Annotated in this window: 19 protein-coding genes; 12 read left to right on the plus strand and 7 right to left on the minus strand. The window is 60.4% G+C overall.

All coding sequences use genetic code 11. The features are described from left to right. The first annotated feature begins 18 nt into the window (after positions 1–18). Complete coding sequence (locus RG540_RS16305; RefSeq protein WP_038590039.1) at positions 19–294, plus strand: BON domain-containing protein; 276 nt, start codon at positions 19–21, stop codon at positions 292–294. A 64-nt stretch (positions 295–358) separates the two neighbouring features. Here the strand turns inward: RG540_RS16305 and RG540_RS16310 are convergent, their stop codons facing one another. Beyond that, complete coding sequence (locus RG540_RS16310; protein ID WP_038590042.1) at positions 359–2,701, minus strand: glucose/quinate/shikimate family membrane-bound PQQ-dependent dehydrogenase; 2,343 nt, start codon at positions 2,699–2,701, stop codon at positions 359–361. A 169-nt stretch (positions 2,702–2,870) separates the two neighbouring features. Between RG540_RS16310 and RG540_RS16315 the strand changes: the two genes are divergently transcribed. Next, positions 2,871–3,506 carry a UdgX family uracil-DNA binding protein gene (locus tag RG540_RS16315; protein WP_038590045.1) on the plus strand — a complete coding sequence of 212 codons (636 nt, stop codon included), beginning with the start codon at positions 2,871–2,873 and terminating at the stop codon, positions 3,504–3,506. Positions 3,507–3,508: 2 nt separating this feature from the next. Then, entirely contained in the window at positions 3,509–4,234 is a 726-nt protein-coding gene (locus RG540_RS16320; RefSeq protein WP_038590048.1) for a glutathione S-transferase, read from the plus strand. A gap of 112 nt (positions 4,235–4,346) precedes the next feature. Here RG540_RS16320 and RG540_RS16325 read toward each other — a convergent pair whose 3' ends face one another. Beyond that, positions 4,347–4,808 carry a sigma-70 family RNA polymerase sigma factor gene (locus RG540_RS16325; protein ID WP_151046283.1) on the minus strand — a complete coding sequence of 154 codons (462 nt, stop codon included), beginning with the start codon at positions 4,806–4,808 and terminating at the stop codon, positions 4,347–4,349. Between the two features lie 222 nt (positions 4,809–5,030). Between RG540_RS16325 and ku (RG540_RS16330) the strand changes: the two genes are divergently transcribed. Together ku (RG540_RS16330) and ligD are read left to right on the plus strand one after the other, a co-directional pair. Beyond that, positions 5,031–5,882: a non-homologous end joining protein Ku gene (gene ku, locus RG540_RS16330; protein WP_244446686.1), complete on the plus strand. Its 852-nt coding sequence runs from the start codon at positions 5,031–5,033 to the stop codon at positions 5,880–5,882. 2 nt (positions 5,883–5,884) lie between these two features. After that, on the plus strand, positions 5,885–8,413 hold the full coding sequence (gene ligD, locus RG540_RS16335) for a DNA ligase D (protein WP_038590055.1): 2,529 nt from the start codon (positions 5,885–5,887) through the stop codon (positions 8,411–8,413). A gap of 179 nt (positions 8,414–8,592) precedes the next feature. Here ligD and ku (RG540_RS16340) read toward each other — a convergent pair whose 3' ends face one another. Beyond that, positions 8,593–9,399 (minus strand): non-homologous end joining protein Ku, encoded by an 807-nt coding sequence (gene ku, locus RG540_RS16340; protein ID WP_038590058.1) that lies wholly within the window; start codon positions 9,397–9,399, stop codon positions 8,593–8,595. Positions 9,400–9,509: 110 nt separating this feature from the next. Here ku (RG540_RS16340) and RG540_RS16345 point away from each other — a divergent pair, with 110 nt between their 5' ends. Together RG540_RS16345 and RG540_RS16350 are read left to right on the plus strand one after the other, a co-directional pair. Next, on the plus strand, positions 9,510–9,710 hold the full coding sequence (locus RG540_RS16345) for a hypothetical protein (RefSeq protein ID WP_038593996.1): 201 nt from the start codon (positions 9,510–9,512) through the stop codon (positions 9,708–9,710). A 193-nt stretch (positions 9,711–9,903) separates the two neighbouring features. Then, positions 9,904–10,083, plus strand: coding sequence for a hypothetical protein (locus RG540_RS16350; protein WP_038545663.1), 180 nt, complete (start codon positions 9,904–9,906; stop codon positions 10,081–10,083). A gap of 33 nt (positions 10,084–10,116) precedes the next feature. Here the strand turns inward: RG540_RS16350 and RG540_RS16355 are convergent, their stop codons facing one another. Continuing rightward, complete coding sequence (locus RG540_RS16355; RefSeq protein WP_038545666.1) at positions 10,117–10,446, minus strand: hypothetical protein; 330 nt, start codon at positions 10,444–10,446, stop codon at positions 10,117–10,119. Positions 10,447–10,591: 145 nt separating this feature from the next. Between RG540_RS16355 and RG540_RS31160 the strand changes: the two genes are divergently transcribed. Both RG540_RS31160 and RG540_RS16365 read left to right on the plus strand, forming a co-directional pair. After that, positions 10,592–10,984, plus strand: coding sequence for a BON domain-containing protein (locus RG540_RS31160; RefSeq protein ID WP_051909466.1), 393 nt, complete (start codon positions 10,592–10,594; stop codon positions 10,982–10,984). An 86-nt stretch (positions 10,985–11,070) separates the two neighbouring features. Next, complete coding sequence (locus RG540_RS16365) at positions 11,071–11,568, plus strand: YciE/YciF ferroxidase family protein (RefSeq protein WP_038545669.1); 498 nt, start codon at positions 11,071–11,073, stop codon at positions 11,566–11,568. Between the two features lie 101 nt (positions 11,569–11,669). On the opposite strand, the gene RG540_RS16370 is transcribed toward RG540_RS16365, so the two are convergent. Further along, entirely contained in the window at positions 11,670–11,918 is a 249-nt protein-coding gene (locus tag RG540_RS16370) for a hypothetical protein (protein ID WP_046599995.1), read from the minus strand. A gap of 174 nt (positions 11,919–12,092) precedes the next feature. Here RG540_RS16370 and RG540_RS31425 point away from each other — a divergent pair, with 174 nt between their 5' ends. Continuing rightward, entirely contained in the window at positions 12,093–12,458 is a 366-nt protein-coding gene (locus RG540_RS31425) for a DUF2934 domain-containing protein (protein WP_065814423.1), read from the plus strand. A gap of 299 nt (positions 12,459–12,757) precedes the next feature. Then, positions 12,758–14,242 (plus strand): glycogen synthase GlgA, encoded by a 1,485-nt coding sequence (gene glgA / locus RG540_RS16380; RefSeq protein WP_051909468.1) that lies wholly within the window; start codon positions 12,758–12,760, stop codon positions 14,240–14,242. 77 nt (positions 14,243–14,319) lie between these two features. On the opposite strand, the gene glgX is transcribed toward glgA, so the two are convergent. Both glgX and RG540_RS16390 read right to left on the minus strand, forming a co-directional pair. After that, positions 14,320–16,398 carry a glycogen debranching protein GlgX gene (glgX, locus tag RG540_RS16385; protein ID WP_038590061.1) on the minus strand — a complete coding sequence of 693 codons (2,079 nt, stop codon included), beginning with the start codon at positions 16,396–16,398 and terminating at the stop codon, positions 14,320–14,322. Between the two features lie 72 nt (positions 16,399–16,470). Further along, a complete protein-coding gene (locus RG540_RS16390) occupies positions 16,471–16,722 on the minus strand; it encodes a hypothetical protein (protein WP_038590064.1) in 252 nt (83 codons plus the stop codon). A gap of 115 nt (positions 16,723–16,837) precedes the next feature. On the opposite strand from RG540_RS16390, the gene RG540_RS16395 reads away from it, so the two are divergent. After that, positions 16,838–17,101, plus strand: a complete 264-nt coding sequence (locus RG540_RS16395) for a hypothetical protein (protein WP_038590066.1) — start codon at positions 16,838–16,840, stop codon at positions 17,099–17,101. Positions 17,102–17,175: the final 74 nt, after the last annotated feature.

A 17,175-nucleotide genomic window follows, 5' to 3' on the forward strand; every position in this document is an offset into this window, starting at 1 on the left:
TCAGAACGGAGTACGACAATGGTCTTCAAGCATCAGCATTTTCACGAGACGTCCGCTGAGGTCGAGGCGGAGTTTCCACCCGGCGCGACGCTCGAAGGAGCGGTTTCCGATGCCCTGGCTTCTGCCGGCGGCGTCGATGCAAGCGACGTCGCCGTCATCGCCCGCAGTTCCGAGGTGACGCTAATCGGGACGGTCCAGTTGGAAAGCGAGATTGCGCGGGCCGAGGAAGTGGCCCTGAACGTAGCCGGAGTGACCACCGTGCGCAATGAGCTCCGTTTCAACCGGCCGATGTAACCTCCGATAAATGGGACCGGAAAGGCCCGGGCGCCGAACGGCCGGGCCTTCCTTTTGACTCCCTCTATCGCGGTAGGGCGTAGGCGATCACGTAGTCGCCCGGCTTGGTGCCGACCGAACCGTGTCCGCCGGCCACCATCACCACGAACTGGCGCCCGTCATCGACCGCATAGGTCATCGGCGTCGCCTGGCCGCCAGCCGGCAGCCGCGCCTTCCAGAGCTCGTGACCGTTGGTGAGGTTGTAGGCGCGCAGATAGTTGTCGACCGCAGCGCCGAGGAACGCCACGCCACCCTTGGTGATCATTGGTCCGCCGATGCCGGGCACCCCGACCTTGAAGGGCAGTGGCAATGGCGTCATGTCATAGACCGTGCCGTTGCGGTGCTTGTAGGCGATCTGGCCGGTCCGCAGGTCGACGCCCGAGACGTAACCCCAGGGCGGTGCCTGGCAGGGGATCTGCAGCGGCCCGAGGAACGGACCCATGTAAACGCCGTAAGGTGCGCCGTCATTGCGGTTGAGGCCCTGTTCGCTGCCCTTCTGATCCTGTGCCTTCGGCGGGATGTCCGCACGCGGCACCAGCCTCGAGGTGAAGGCGAGATAGGTCGGCATGCCGAACATAACCTGCCGTTCCGGATCGACCGCGACGCTGCCCCAGTTGAACGTGCCGAAATTGCCCGGATAGATGATCGAGCCCTTCAGCGACGGCGGCGTGTAGCGGCCGAGATAATTGTACTGATGATACCAGATGCGGCAGACCATCTGGTCGAACATGGTGACGCCCCACATGTCCTGTTCTTCGAGCGGTCTCGGCTTGAAGGACAGAGCTGAGGTGGGTTGCGTCGGCGCGGTACGATCTTCCGGGATCGCACCTCCCGGTGCCGGTTCCTCGGTGACCGGGATGATCGGCTCGCCGCTGCGGCGGTCGAGCACGTAGATGTCGCCCTGCTTGGTCGGACCGACCAGAGCCGGCACGACCGTATTGTCCGGCCTGGAGATGTTGAGGAGGACCGGCTGGGCAGGCACGTCCATGTCCCAGAGATCGTGATGCACCGTCTGGCGCACCCAGCGGTCGACACCGGTATTGAGATCGAGCGCGACGATCGACGAGGAATATTTTTCCACGCTCTCGCTGCGGCCCATGCCGAGCTGGTCCGGCACCTGGTTGCCGAGCGGGACATAGACGAGCCCCAGCTCCTCGTCGATGCTGAACACCGACCAGCTATTGGGCGAATTGGTCGTGTAGGTCTGACCCGGCGGCAGCGGCTGGGTCTGACTCGGATTGCCCGAATCCCAGTTCCAGATCAGCTGTCCCGTATTGACGTCGAAGGCGCGGATGACGCCGGATTGCGACTGGGTGGAATAGTTGTCGTTGACCGCCCCACCGATGATGATCTTGTTGCCGGCGATTGCCGGCGGAGAGGTCGAATAATAGTAGCCGGCTGGATTGTACCGCATACCGCTGGTGAGCTGCAGCGTTCCGTTGTCGGCAAAGGAGGTGCAGACCTGGCCGTTCGCCGCATCGAGGGCGATCAGCCGCGCATCCGAGGTCGGCAGATAGACCCGTTCCGCACACGGGCTGCCGGCTGCCGCGGCGGCATCCTTATAATAACTGACGCCGCGGCAGGTCTGGTGCTGCCGGTCCGGGTTCATGCCGGAATTAGGGTCGTATTTCCACTTCTCCTTGCCAGTCGTCGCATCGAGCGCGATCGCAAGATTGTGCGGCGTGCAGAGATAGAGCGAATTGCCGACTTTGAGCGGCGTCACCTGATAGGTGGTCTCGCCCACGTCGTCCGGCCGTTTCACGTCCCCGGTCTGGTAGCGCCAGGCTTCCGTGAGCTTGGCGACGTTATCGACCTTGATCTGGTCGAGCGGCGAATAACGCTGGCCATAGGGTGTCCGTCCGTACTGATGCCATTCGCCGGGCGGCACGTTGCCGCCCATCGGCGGAGCGGCAGCGACCGACTGTTGCGGCAGCTCGCCGCTCCGGTCGAGCGGATCGAGGAACATCGAAACTATGGCGACGACGATCGCGATCATCAGCGAAATACCAAGCGGCAGTGCACTGGCGCCGTAGCGCATGCCGGTCGGGCTCGAAAAGCCGAGCGGGGTGCGGACCCAGGGTGTCAAGAGCCAGAGACCGAGTAGGATGATCAGTCCACCGCGCGGGCCGAGCTGCCACCAGTCGAGCCCGACCTCCCAGATCGCCCAGGCAAGCGAAGCCAGCACGATAACTGCATAGACCCTGAGCGCCATGGCATTCCGGAGGAAAAGCAGGATGGCGGTCACCACGAAGCCGAGACCGCAGATAATGTAATAGGCGCTGCCTCCGAGCAGTACCAGTTGTCCGCCGCCGACGGCCAACGCCAAACCGATAAAAATAAAAACGATCGCGGTAATCCTGATGGCCATGTTCAAAATCCTGCCAAACTTGAAATCTCGAGCGAAAAACGTTGCCAAACCAGACGAGCCTTCAACCCAACCTTTGTGCAAAAGTTCCAACCCATATTCCCGCCATGCAAATTTAAAGGAACAGTCACACGGGCGAGCCGGTTCTAAACCGTCTACAAGGAGTTCGAACATGCTGACATCGCGCAAAGGCCCAGCCTTCGAGACATCGGGCGCGGACGGCGAAAAACTACCGGACATCGAGCAGGATGCGGAAAGCTGCACCCGTTGCGACCTCTATAGGAACGCCACCCATCTCGTGTTCGGAGAGGGGCCGCCCAAAGCGAAGGTGCTCTTCGTCGGCGAGCAGCCGGGAGACAAGGAGGATCAGGCGGGCAAGCCGTTCGTCGGGCCGGCAGGAAAGCTCCTCGATCGCTGTCTAGAGGAAGCCGGCGTCGAACGCGATATCTGCTACGTCACCAATGCGGTGAAGCATTTCAAGTTCACCCCACGCGGCAAGCGCCGCATCCATGCCAAACCCAATGCGGGCGAGGTCCAGGCCTGCGCCTGGTGGCTAGCAGCGGAGCTGCGCTTGATCAAACCGAAACTCGCCGTAGCGCTCGGCGCGACGGCGCTTTATGCCTTGCTGGGAAGGCAGGCGAAAGTGACCCGTGATCGCGGCACGATGTTGAGATCGCCGGACGGCCTGCCGGTACTGGTGACCATCCACCCTTCGGCGCTGCTGAGGACGATGGATCAGCCGGACGCGGAGCTCAACCGGGCCCGCTTCGTCGATGATCTGAAAAAGATTGCAGAATTTCTGGAGTGAAGATGACCTACGAACTTTATTACTGGGACGGCCTTCAGGGCCGCGGCGAATTCGTACGGCTGGCGCTGGAAGAGGCTGGAGCCGACTATGTGGACGTAGCCCGCGGCGAACGCGGTACTGCGAAAATGATGAACTATATGCACGGCAAGCATGGTTACGACATGCCGTTCGCACCGCCCTTTCTCAAGGATGGCGACCTGATCGTCTCCCATGTCGCCAACATCCTCAATTACCTCGGGCCGAAGCTGGATCTGGTGCCGAAAGACGAGAAATCCCGCCTCTTCGCCCACGGCCTCCAGCTGACGATCACCGATTTCCTCGCGGAAGTGCACGATACGCACCACCCGATCAGCACCGCCGACTATTATGAGGATCAGAGGCCGGAGGCCAAGGCGCGTTCCAAGGCCTTCCTGAAACACCGGGTGCCGAAATTCATCGGCTATTTCGACCGCATCATCGCCGCAAACCCTACCAAGAGCGGCTATGCGCTGGGCGACACCCTGACTTACGTCGACCTGTCGCTCTTCCAGCTAGCCAAAGGTCTCGCCTATGCCTTCCCGCGCGCCATGAAAAATTTCGATAATGATTACCCCCGTGTCGCCAAACTACGCGATGCGGTCGCCGAACGTCCGAATATCGAGGCCTATCTAAGGTCGAAACGCCGGCTCGCGTTCAATGAGTCGGGCATATTCCGGCATTATCCAGACCTTGATCAGGATCCGGCCTGATCTGCTAGATGAACGCAAAAACCGAGGCGATCGTCACAAGGACATCGCCACCGCGATCAATGTGAACTTCACGGTGACCTCCAAAGAACAAGAAGCTGCCGGGTGCGGCAGCTCAGTTGGTTTCTTCTCCCAATTCCTGCAGAATTTGATGCCGCGCTCGGTTTAGACGGCTTTTCACCGTGCCCACCGCGCAATCGCAGATCTCCGCCGTCGCCTCGTAACTTTCGCCCAGGATCGCGACCAGCGTCAGCACTTCGCGATAATGCGGCGGCAGTTTCTGGAGCGCTCGCTGAACTTCCCGGGCTCTTGCCGCCATCTCCTGGCTCGCCGCTACCGGCGTATCCCCGGAAATGTTCTCCTCGATCCCCGGCGCCTCGCGGCCAAGCACCTTGGCCCGCGTATAAAAGGTGTTGCGCATGATAGTGAAAAGCCAGCTTTTCAGCTTGGTGCCCGGCTCGAACTTGTCGAGATTGGCGAGCGCCTTCATCAACGTCTCCTGCACCAGGTCGTCTGCATCGCTGGGATTGCGGCAGAAAGTACGGGCAAATGCGCGGAGAGCCGGAATAAGCCTCACTATGTCTGCACGTGCAGGATCACCATTCAACTGTGATTCAGACACCGTTGCCTACCTCTCCGAAGTCTTCATGGCTGTGGAATGACGGGGGCAAACGCACGCCTTACGTATTTGGTTCCGCTGAGATGAATGCCCTATTCATCTTCGTGAGAAGACCACTTCTTTCCCCAGGCGGAACAAAGCGCCCGGCACGCCTGTTGATAGGACTTTCATGGAGTTCTGATCGTGGCACCGCGTGCAAACTGGAAAGGGTACCTGAAGGTTGGAGAGCTGAGCTGCCCGGTGGCCCTCTATACGGCCGCCTCGACATCCGACCGCGTCAGCTTTCACATCATCAATCGCGAGACCGGCAACCGCGTCCACCGCCAGATGGTCGATGCCGACACCGGCAGGCAGGTCGAAAGCGAGGACATCGTCAAAGGCTATGAAGTTTCGAGCGGCCAGTATGTCTTTCTGGAGCCCGACGAGGTGAAGGCCGCCGTACCAGAGAGCGACAAGACGCTGGAGCTCGAAACCTTCATTCCATGCGACGGCATCGACACCATCTTCATCGACCGCCCCTATTACCTGGCACCGACCGACAAACCGGCAGCGGAAGTCTTCGAGCTGATCCGCAAGGGGCTGAAGGAGAAGAATGTCGCAGCACTTGCCCGCACGGTGCTCTTCCGGCGGCTCCGGACGGTGCTTATCCGCCCGAGCGAAAAGGGCATGATCGCCAGCACGCTCAACTACGACTACGAGGTCCGGCCGGCCAAGGAAATCTTCTCCGACATCAAGAGCTTCAAGATCGACGGCGAGATGCTCGACCTCGCAGAGCACATCATCGACACCAAACGCGGCGAGTTCGATCCGGCCGAGTTCGACGACCGCTACGAGGCGGCGCTCGCGGAGCTGATCAAGGCCAAGATCGAGGGCCGCAAGCTCAGGAAACAGCCGAAGCCGGAACCGAAGAAGGTTTCCAGCCTGCTCGATGCGCTGCGCCAGAGCGCCGGCGACAAGAAGACTGCATCGAAGAAGCCCGCCAAGAAAACCGTATCTCGTAAGACTGCCGCCCCGCAGAGAAAGGCGAGCTGATCATGGCGCTCGAAACCTATAACCAGAAGCGGGACTTCAAGGCTTCTCCCGAGCCTCAGGGGAAAGTCTCCGGCCGCAAGGCCAAGGCATCCGGCAACAGTTTCGCCATCCAGAAACACGATGCCACCCGCCTGCACTACGATTTCCGGCTGGAAATGGATGGCGTCCTGAAAAGCTGGGCCGTCACCCGCGGCCCGAGCTTCGTGCCTGGCGAAAAGCGGCTTGCGGTGCATGTGGAAGACCATCCGCTCGACTATGGCGGTTTCGAAGGCATGATCCCGAAAGGCAATTACGGCGCCGGCGCCGTGCTGCTCTGGGATCGGGGCACCTGGGAACCCATCGGCGATCCTCACAAGGGCTATAAGAAAGGCCATATGGAATTCGAGCTGAAGGGCGAGAAGCTGGAGGGCCGCTGGCACCTGATCCGCATGGCCCGCAGAGAGGGCGAAAAACGCGAGAATTGGCTGCTGGTAAAAGGCGAGGACGAGTTCGCCCGCGCCGAGGGCGACAAGGACATTCTCGACGAAATGCCGCTTTCGGTGAAGTCAGGCAAGACACTGGACGAAATCTGGGGCCGCAAGGCACCGCCTGCAAAGAATACCGCCAAACCGAAAGCGAAGGCGAAATCCGATCCAGAACCGGAAAAATCCGACATTGCTGCATCGAAGATCAAAGGCGCGAAGAAAGCCGAACTCCCGGATTTCGTCGAACCGCAGCTTGCGACCCTGGTGAAGAGTGCACCTTCCGGCAAACGCTGGGTCCATGAGATCAAGCTCGATGGCTATCGCCTGCAGGCACGCGTCGCAGACGGCAAAGTGACGCTGCTGACCCGCACGGGGCTCGATTGGACGCATAAGTTCGGAGACGAGATCATCGCGGAATTCGGAAAGCTTAGCCCGGCCGATGCGATCATCGACGGGGAAGTAGCGGTCGAGGCCGGTTCCGGCGCCACCGATTTCTCCCTGCTTCAGCAGGACCTGAGCGAAGGTCGGGACGACCGGTTCACCTTCTACGCTTTCGACATTCTTCACCTCGACGGTTACGACCTGACCGGTGCGACGCTTCTGAAGCGCAAGGAGGCGCTGGAAACACTGCTAACCGGCAGCGGTCCAGCCCTTCGCTATAGCGAGCACTTTGGCGACGAAGGCGGACTGGTCCTGAAGCATGCCTGCCGGCTGAGCCTGGAAGGCATCATTTCCAAGATCGCGGATGCGCCCTACCGCCCTGGCCGCGGCCGCGACTGGGTGAAATCGAAATGTTCGGCACGACAGGAATTCGTGGTCGCCGGATTTGTCCCTTCCTCCGTTTCGAGGACGGCGATCGGATCGCTGGTCATGGGATATTACGACAAGGGAAAGCTGCGGCACGCCGGCCGCGTCGGCACGGGTTATTCGAACGCCGTTGCGCAATCGCTCCTCAAACGCCTCCAGGAGATTCACACCGGCGAAAGCCCGTTTGACGAAAAGCTTGCCGGGGTGGAAAAGAAGGATGTCGTTTTCGTGCGGCCCGAACTGGTGGCGGAAGTGGAGTTCCGCGGTTGGACGGCGGATGCGCATATCCGCCACGCGGCTTTCCGGGGCTTGCGCGAAGACAAGGACCCCAAGGATATCGTCCGGGAGGGCGGACCTGTGAACGTAGCGGAACAACCGAAGCCGCCGAAGCGGACGGTCAATCTTACCCATCCAGACCGGGTCTACTGGCCGGATGCCGGAGTGACCAAAGCCGGGCTTGCGGATTATTACACCGAAGTCTGGCGGCTGATGGCGCCCTTCGTCGTGAACCGCCCGCTGGCGCTGGTGCGTGGGCCGGATGGGATCGGTAAACCACTCTTCTTCCAGAAACATGGCTGGAAGGGCATGACCAAGAACGCCGTGCTCGTGAAGGACCCCACCGATCCGGCGGAAGAGGATATCACCATCCGTGACCTCGATGGTTTGCTCGGCCTCGTCCAAGGAGCGACGCTGGAAATCCACCCCTGGGGCTCGACCCTCGACGACTGGGAAAAGCCGGACATGGTCAATATCGACCTCGATCCGGGCGAAGGCGTCTCCTGGACCGATATCATCGCTGCCGCTCATGAGGTGAAGCGTCGTTTCGAGGACATGGGGCTGGTCGCCTTCGTAAAAACCTCGGGCGGCAAGGGCCTGCATGTCGTCGCACCGGTCAAACCAAAGGCAGAATGGCCGGAAGTGAAGGCGGCGATGAAGGCGCTGGCCGACGGCATGGCCGGCGACGATCCCGACAAATATGTCTCGACGATCACCAAGTCGAAGCGAAGCGGCAAAATCCTCATCGACTACCTGCGCAACGGTCGCGGCAATACTGCCGTCGCCCCCTATTCTACCCGTGCCCGCCCCGGCGCACCGGTGTCCATGCCGGTCGAGTGGGACGAACTCGGCGGAGCGATCGGCCCCAACTATTTCACCGTCAACAACGCCCCGGCGCGCATCGCCCAGCAGACGAACGATCCGTGGGGAGATTTTCGCAAGGCGGAAGCCCCGATCGAGTTCAAGGCAAAGAAGAAGAGGTAGAGGCCGAGATGAGAGGCTGCGTCTTGGCCAATCTCCCCCCTTGTGGGGGAGATGCCCGGCAGGGCAGAGGGGGGTGCTGCCGCATACTCATCGCCAATTGAACTCGCGGCGTCACCCCCTCTGTCACCTCCGGTGACATCTCCCCCGCAAGGGGGGAGATGGGAGTTTGCCGCACCGCCTTACTTCCTCGGCGCTTTCCGCTCCGCTTCCAGGCTCTTCTTCAGCGCGGCGGTGATGTCGATCACGTTGCTGCTGCGCTCGGGCGCCTTTTCCTCGACCTTCTTCTTCGTCTTCCGGCTCTTCTTGCGCTCGGCGATGATCTCCAGCAACCGGTCCTGGACCGGATCATCCGCCATTGATGGCTTCCAGGCTTCAGTGCGCTCGTCGATAATCTTCTTCATCATCGCCAGATGTTCGGAACCGGCGTTCCCCGTCGGCTTCTCAGCGGCGTATTCGTCAGCGTCGCGGACTTCGTCGCCATAACGCAAGGTCCAGACGACGATCCCCTTGTCCTTCGGCAACAGCAAAACCGCCCGCTCGCGGCGATACATGACGAGCCGGGCAATGCCGCCGGTATTGGTCTTCGCCATAGCCTCCCGGATCACCGCGAAGGCCTCGGCGCTCACCTCGTCGTCGGGCGCCAGATAATGCGGCCGGTCGTACCAGATCCAGCCGATCGAGTCGGCCGGCACGAAAGTTTCGATATCGATCGTACGGGTGCTTTCGAGCCCGACATCCTCGATCTCTTCGTCTTCGAGAAGAACGTAGTCGTCCTCGCCCTTCGGATAACCTTTGACCTGATCATCATCCTCGACCGCCTCGCCTGTCCGCGCATCGACATACTGGCTGAGGACGCGATTATTGGTCTTGCGGTTGATATTGTGGAATCGCACCTTGGCGCCTTCGGAGACCGCCGGCGTCATCGTCACCCGACAGGTGACGAGCGAGAGTTTCAGATAACCTTTCCAGAATACGCGCGGGGCCACGACAAAACTCCTTCGTTTGCCCGATAACCCGCGCTGCCTCCGCTTGGTTCCGGAACAAACTTTCGAACCAAACCGTTTTCATGACGAAACAGGCCAAGGAGAAAAACGAGATGAGCACCAGCGGCACCCCGAACCCTGCGCAGAAAGACTCGCACAAAAAAGCCGAGCAGTCGGCTCGCGAGCGTGGCGAAAAGAAGGAGTTGGATGAACAGCTCAACGAAGGCCTGGAAAATACCTTTCCGGCAAGTGATCCGGTGTCGAGCACGGTGACATCGATCCCCTCCGGCACGCCCAAACCGCCCAGGCACTGATCTTTCTGAAAAACTTATGGAACAAATTGGGCGGCTTCCTGGATAGGGAGTCGTCTTATTTCATTTGTCCTCTGTGACTTTTTCGGGATATCCGAAGTTAGCCTTCCTGATGTATGGAAGGCTAATGTAGCGTTATGGCGGGCGGCTATTGTTTCGGCAACGGATGCCGGTAGTGATTACGTCAGAGGTCGGGATGGCGAAACAAGACACTCCGGTTGCGGAACAGGACATCAGGATGGGACGGCGGGTCAGCCGCAAGGTTTCGGTCCTTCTGACCGAGATCGAGAAGGAAGAGGTTCCTGATCGGTTGCTCGATCTGGCGCGAGCGCTGCAGAAGGCCCTCAACGAAAAGATCGACGGTCGTACCGACTGATATTCTTCCTCTTGGGCACTTTTACCCCAAGCATCAGAGCTGGGTCGAAATCAGGTTGTCCGTGCGCACACGGCCGCCGATCACGCACCGCGGCCCGTTCGGCGCAAACCGCCCGCTGCTGTCTTCGATCACCGTATAGAGCTTGTCGCTACGGAAAGCGCTCGCCATCTCCGTCGAATTGCCTTCGCTGGGGGAAGCGTCGATTTCCATGAAATCAAGTTCCGCCTGGCTCGCCACCAAGCGCGCATCGCCAGCGGTCTTGGCCCTGACCACCACTTCGCCATGTGGTGGCGAGTTCTGCCAGTTCGGATCATGTGGCGCAGCAGTCGGCACCAGCCGATAGATCTTCAGCCTGTCCTGCATGTGTCTCTCCCGTCGTGAACATTTTTCTAGTTGACGGTCCAAACGCGTTTCGGGCGTTCCGGTTCCATCAAGTCGCATGGAACTTTTCCGGCAACCGTGGGTTCCTCCGCTGCGGGCGATCATGCCCCTGAAAAGGAGAAAGCCGATGAAGAATGAGCAGCCGAAAGCTGGCCGTCCCGGCGAGACCTCGCAGTGGCCTCGATGGGAGGGCCCGGCAGAAAGCCGCCCGAGCGGTTATCTTCAGGGCGAAGCCAATATCTTCGCCGAGGGACCGGAACAGGAAAAGCAGATCGGCAAGGCACCGAACGGTTACGACCGGCCCGACGATCTGATCGCACAGGACGTCAATGAGCACCTCACGCAGGACGCTTTTCTCGACCCGACCAACATGTCGGTCTCGGTGGAGAACGGTGAGGTGACGCTGGAGGGATACGTCGCGCAGCTTGCCGACAAAACCCGAGCCGAAGATGTCGTTCTCGACATCGGGGGTGTCGTCGCCTGCCGCAATAATCTTCGAATTGCCCCCGAAAGGCATTGATTTCCGTGGAACCCGCAAGGCACTCCGCTCGTTAGATGCCTCGCAATCCCCCCCATAAGAACACCCATCAACAAGGAGAGAGACCCATGGCCAGTAAGACCCTCGACGACCTTTTTCATGAAACCCTGAAGGACATCTATTACGCCGAGCGCCAGATCGTGAAAGCGCTGCCGAAGATGGCACGCGGCGCCCAGGATCCGAAGCTGAAGGCAGCATTCGAGAAACACAGGGACGAAACCGAAGGTCAGATCGATCGCCTGAAGCAGGTCTTCGAGATTATCGGCAAGCGGGCCCAGGGCAAGACCTGCCCCGCGATCGACGGCATCATCGAAGAAGGCGAGGAAATCCTTGACGAGTTCAAAGGCACGCCAGCTCTCGACGCCGGGCTGCTCGCAGCAGCGCAAGCTGTCGAACATTACGAGATCAGCCGCTACGGCACCCTGCGTGCCTGGGCCCAACAGCTCGGTCACCGGGACGCCGTAACGCTTCTCGAACAGACGCTCGCCGAGGAAAGCAAGACCGACGAAGCCCTGACGGCTCTCGCCAAGACCGCGGTGAACACCGCTGCCCAGAAGGCTGCGTGACATTCTCAGTCCCATGAGAGGCGCGGCGCCGGCCGCGCCTTTTCATCGACCCGAGAAAAGCCCCGGAGACTATCCGGGGCTTTTCCTCCCTGCCGACTTTCTCAAGCCGGGAAAGATCGTCTCGGTGCTGACTGGTCCGGGGTCCCGTGCATTGGCGGAATCGGCAGCATTTCGCCGTTCAGCGCCTGCCTGCGGAAAATCTCCACCCGCCCGCTTCGGTCGCGCGCCACATGTGCTTTGGCGGCCTCCATGGCGAGCTCATAGGTGTGATAATAGGACGCAGACTGAACGCCGTCGATGACATAGACCCAGCCGGTTGCGTGTGGGACGATATCGCAGTACTTTCCCATTGGATGTGTCTCCTTCCCGGCGGCCATAAGTATATTTGACAGCCAAAAGTTCCGCCTCCGGGGAAGTTTTTTTCAAGTGTTGGCCGCGTCTCGGCCGGGTTGCGATTTTTCGTTTTTACCAGGGAACTTTTCTGCGCCGCACACGTTTCGGCGCTTGGGCGAATGGAGACAAGAATGGCGGAATCCGAAGAAGTCTGGATCAGAAAGCGGGCCTACATTTTGTGGGAAGAAGAAGGCTATCCCTCAGGCAAGGATAGGGAGCATTGGGAGCGGGCCAAGCTGGAATATGCGACGCTCGGGCCGACCGCTTCCAAGAAGCCTGCGGCAGAGTCGCGCGGCAAGTCAGCCACCGCCGCGAAGTCGCCGAAAGCGGCGGCGAAGGCTGCAACTCCGAAACCGGCCGTGAAAACGGCTGCAGCCAAGGCTTCTCCGGCGAAGACAACTTCCAAGGCACCGGCTTCCAAGGCACCGGCCGCTGCCATGCCGGAAGCCGTCGAACCGGCCAAGAAGCGCTCCAAGAAGGTTCCGGCTGGCGCTTGACGCCGCCCGTCACCCAACTTCATCACTATCGTTATTGGTCGCGGCGACTGACATCATCGCGGCCGCGGACTTATTTACCCTGGAAAAATCGAAATGGCTTTTGCGTCTGAACTTGGCCGTGGCTCCACTCTGTTGGGGAACGTTGGCCAAGGCCGAAACGTTCTTGAGGGTGAGACTGGCAGATGGCTGAGGCACGCATGATGAACGCTTACGTCCCATTCGACGAACCTCGTCGAGATGAGCGGAGCGCAATGGATCAGGGGATCAAGGCAGGTTATGGAAAGCGGGGGCTTCCGGGAATGAGGATTCTTTCGGTCACGTCCGAAATCTTTCCTCTTGTGAAGACAGGTGGGCTTGCAGATGTGACAGGTTCCCTGCCCAAGGCACTTGCTCCCCTCGGCATCGAGACGACGTCTCTGATCCCCGGTTATCCGCAGGTCATGCAGCAGCTGAAGAGCGCAATGCCGCTCGTCACCTTCGAAAATCTGCTGGGCGAAAAAGCCTCGCTCCTCCACACCAGGGTCGAAGGCCTCAGCCTCTTCGTGCTCGATGCGCCAGCTCTCTACGATCGGCCGGGCGGCCCCTATGTCGACGAAGACGGCATCGACCATCCGGACAACTGGAGGCGTTTCGCCGCACTTTCCCTTGCCGCAGCCGAAATCGCCGATGGAGTGCTTCCCGGATGGGTTCCGGACCTCGTTCACACCCATGACTGGCAGTCGGCACTGACTTCGGTCTACATGCGCGAGCGCGGCTGCAGAACGCCCGTGGTGCTGACCATCCACAACCTTGCCTTCCAAGGGCAATATCCAGCCGGCGTGCTGATGAGCATCGGCCTGCCGCCGGAGGCCTATTCCATGAACCGCATGGAATATTTCGGCGATATCAGCTTCCTGAAGGGGGGCCTGCAGACGGTCGATGCGATCACCACCGTCAGCCCGACCTATGCGCGCGAAATACTCACCCCACGCTTCGGCATGGGTATGGACGGAGTCCTGAACGCCCGCGTCTCCGACCTGCGCGGCATCGTCAACGGCATCGACCTCGATATCTGGGATCCGTCGACCGACCCGCACCTGCCGCGCAATTACGGCGTCGGCACGCTGCGCCGCAAGCGCGAGAACCGCGCCGTTCTGCTCGAAAGATTCGGACTGGATGCCGGTCGGGAAGGCCCCCTATTTTCCGCCGTCAGTCGGCTGACATGGCAGAAGGGCTTCGACATGTTTGCCGATACGGCGGACGAGATCATTCGCCACGGGGGTCAGGTGATCGTCTTCGGGCAGGGTGATCGGGAAATAGAGCGGGCGCTCGCCGACACCGCCGCGCGTTTTCCAGGCCGGATGGCGGTGCATTTCGGCTATGACGAGCCAACAGCGCATTTGATCCACGGCGGATCGGACGCGATCGTCCAGCCTTCCCGCTTTGAACCGTGCGGACTGACACAGCTCTATGCGCTTCGCTACGGCTGCGTACCGGTCGTCTCCCGCACCGGCGGGCTCTCCGAGACCATCATAGATGCCAATGACGCGGCGATGTCCGCCCGCGTTGCGACCGGCTTTCAGTTCCATCCGGTGACGACCGATGGGTTGCGGCTGGCGCTTCGCCGCGCGCTGCACGCCTATGCCGATCCAAAAATGTGGGCACGCCTGCAGAACCAGGGTATGAAGGCGAAATTCTCCTGGGAACGCAGCGCCCAGCAATATGCTGCCGTCTATGCCAATCTGGTGCTGAAGTCCGGCCATGTTGCATCGACAAGCTCGGATATCCGCCGCGCGACGCTTTAAGGCTCCAACCAACCAACTGACAGAAAGAAACCGGCCTGAAAGCCGGTCTCTTTGGTTATGGGCGGAAGTTGAAGCCGCTACGGTCTCCGGAACAGCGCCAAGCTGCGGCCCTCGAGCTCGAAATCCTTCTCCTTGGTAATCACCAGACCGCGCTTGGAAAGGTCGGACGTGGTCAGTTCCAGCACCCAGCCGCCCTCGCCGAACTGCGGGATGCGGAACGGGACATTGCCCTCGAACGGGTTGAAAAGGAGGAGCACGTCGTGCCAGACGCCCTCTTCTTCCTTGAGATCGGGCCTGCCGATATAGAGGCCGAGTGTCGAGCCCTCGTCCCACTGCTCCGGGGTCTGAAAACCGCCGCCGGCGTTGAACCATTTGATGTCCAGGCCGTCGCGCCAGTTTTCCCGGCGCAGCAGCGGCTGTTCGCGGCGCAGCCTGATGATCTGGCGGGTGAACTCGCGAAGCTCTTCGCAAGTCTCCGGCAGGTCCTCCCAATGAACCCAGGAGATTTCGCTGTCCTGGCAATAGCCGTTGTTATTGCCCATCTGGCTGCGGCCAAATTCGTCGCCGGCGAGCAGCATCGGCGTGCCGTGCGAGAAGAACAGGGTGGCGAGGAAATTGCGCTTCTGGCGATCACGTACCGCGTTGATGCCCTCGTCCTCGGTTGGACCTTCGGCGCCATAATTGTAGCTGCGATTGTCGTTGTGGCCGTCGTTATTGTCCTCGCCGTTCGCCTCGTTGTGCTTGTCGTTGTAGGAGACGAGATCATTCAGGGTAAAACCATCATGGGCTGCGATAAAGTTGACGCTTGCCCACGGGCGGCGGCCGCGCTGGTCGTAGAGATCGCCGGAACCGAGCAGGCGGGCGGCGAAGTCCGTGGAGACATTGGTGCCCTTCCAGTATTCGCGCACCGTATCGCGGTACTTGTCGTTCCACTCCGCCCAGCCCGGTGGGAAACCGCCGACCTGGTAGCCGCCGGGACCGATATCCCAGGGCTCGCCGATCAGCTTCACCCTGGAAAGCACCGGATCCTGGGTGATCGCGTCGAAGAAGCCGCCGCGCTCGTCGAAACCCTCCGGTTCGCGGCCGAGGATCGTACCGAGATCGAAACGGAACCCATCGACATGCATGCTCTCGGTCCAGTAGCGCAGGGAATCCATGATCAGCTGCAGCACGCGCGGGTGCGAGGTATTCACCGTGTTCCCGGTGCCGGTGTCGTTGATGTAATAGCGGTGCTGGTCGGGCATGGTCCGATAGTAGGAGAAATTGTCGATGCCCTTGAAGGAGAGCGTCGGCCCAAGCTCGTTGCCCTCAGCCGTGTGGTTGTAGACCACGTCCAGGATAACCTCGATGCCCGCATCGTGGAACGAGCGCACCATGTCACGGAACCCCTGGATGCCCTTGGGGCCATAATAGCGGGATGCCGGCGCGAAGAAGCCAAGCGTGTTGTAGCCCCAGAAATTATGCAGGCCCTTGTCCAGCAGATGTTGATCGTCGGGGAAATAATGGACCGGCATCAGTTCGACCGAAGTGATGCCGAGGCTCTTGATGTAATCCACCGAGGCCTTGTGCCCCATGCCCTCGAACGTTCCGCGCAGGTCCTTCGGAATGCCTGGGTTGAGCTGGGTGAAGCCCTTCACATGGGTCTCATAGACGATCGTCGCCGGCCAGGCGACGTTCGGCCGATTCTGATCCTTCCAGTCGAACTCGTTCGGATCGATGACCCGGCATTTCGGCATGAACGGCGCGCTGTCGCGCTCATCGAAGGTCAGGTCCTTGTCTTCATGCAGAAGGTCATAGGCGAAATGCGCCGCGTTCCAGTCGACATCGCCGACGAATTCCCGCGCATAGGGATCGATCAGCAGCTTGTTCGGGTTGAAGCGATGACCGTTTTCCGGATCGTAGGGGCCGTGGACACGGAAGCCGTAGAGGGCGCCCGGCTTCAGCCCCGGCACATAGCCGTGCCAGATCTCATGAGTATATTCCGGGAGCTCGAGCCTGGCGATCTCTATCTTGCCGCTTGGGTCGTAGAGACACAGCTCGACGCGCTCGGCATGGGCCGAGAAAATCGCGAAATTGACGCCCTCGCCGTCAAAGTTGGCACCTAGCTGAAGCCAGGAGCCGGGCTCGATGACAAAATGGTTCGATTTCGTATCCATGTCGCACCCAATTGAAAGACTGGCGTCATAATGGTGCGGCACAGCATTTCGTTCCCTGGGCGGATAGATAAACTAATTCCGCCGATGCGCATCGAGCGCGATCACCTTTTCGACTGCGGCGACATCCTCGGCGGTTGCAGCCGGGATAGGGTCGCCGGCAATGGCTTCGAGCACTTCAGGCGCCAGCGCACCATTGCGGATGACATATTCCAGTGCCTCGCGGGTCTGCCGTTCGGCCTTCAGCTGGGCGTAAAGGGCAAGGATCAGCCGGTCGCGCACATCGCGCTGACCCTGATTGCCGCCCGATCTGGCAAATTCTGCCATGGTCTTCCTCCATGTTCTTGCTAAAGGGTGAACTTTCGGTCGCAGCGATTGTTCCCTCTGCGAAAGGCTCCACTATCTCCTTGAAGAGGCGAGGTACGGATAAGGAGAGGAAACCATGTCGACGCTGACACCCCAGGAACTGGAAGGGCGATTGAATGCACATCGCGAAGTGCTCATCGAGCTCTTGTCCGCCATGATCGGCGGTGAAGTGACCATCACCTCATTCCTCAGACGGCTGCGCGACGACGCCACGTTCAAGGATAATGAGGAGGACCCGGGCCTGTTGCCGGATGGAGCCTTCGCGATCGAGAATTCTGCCGCCCGCGAGGTTCGTTCGATCCTAGACGCTGCCCGCGCTCGGGCGGAAGCGGACAAATAGCAACGTCCTGTTAACCAAGCGATTTCACATTTAGGGCGATCCCGCCACGTTTATGGCCATTTCGTGGAACTACA

This window comes from Neorhizobium galegae bv. orientalis str. HAMBI 540 (genome assembly GCF_000731315.1).
In the GTDB taxonomy this organism is placed as follows: Bacteria; Pseudomonadota; Alphaproteobacteria; order Rhizobiales; family Rhizobiaceae; genus Neorhizobium; species Neorhizobium galegae.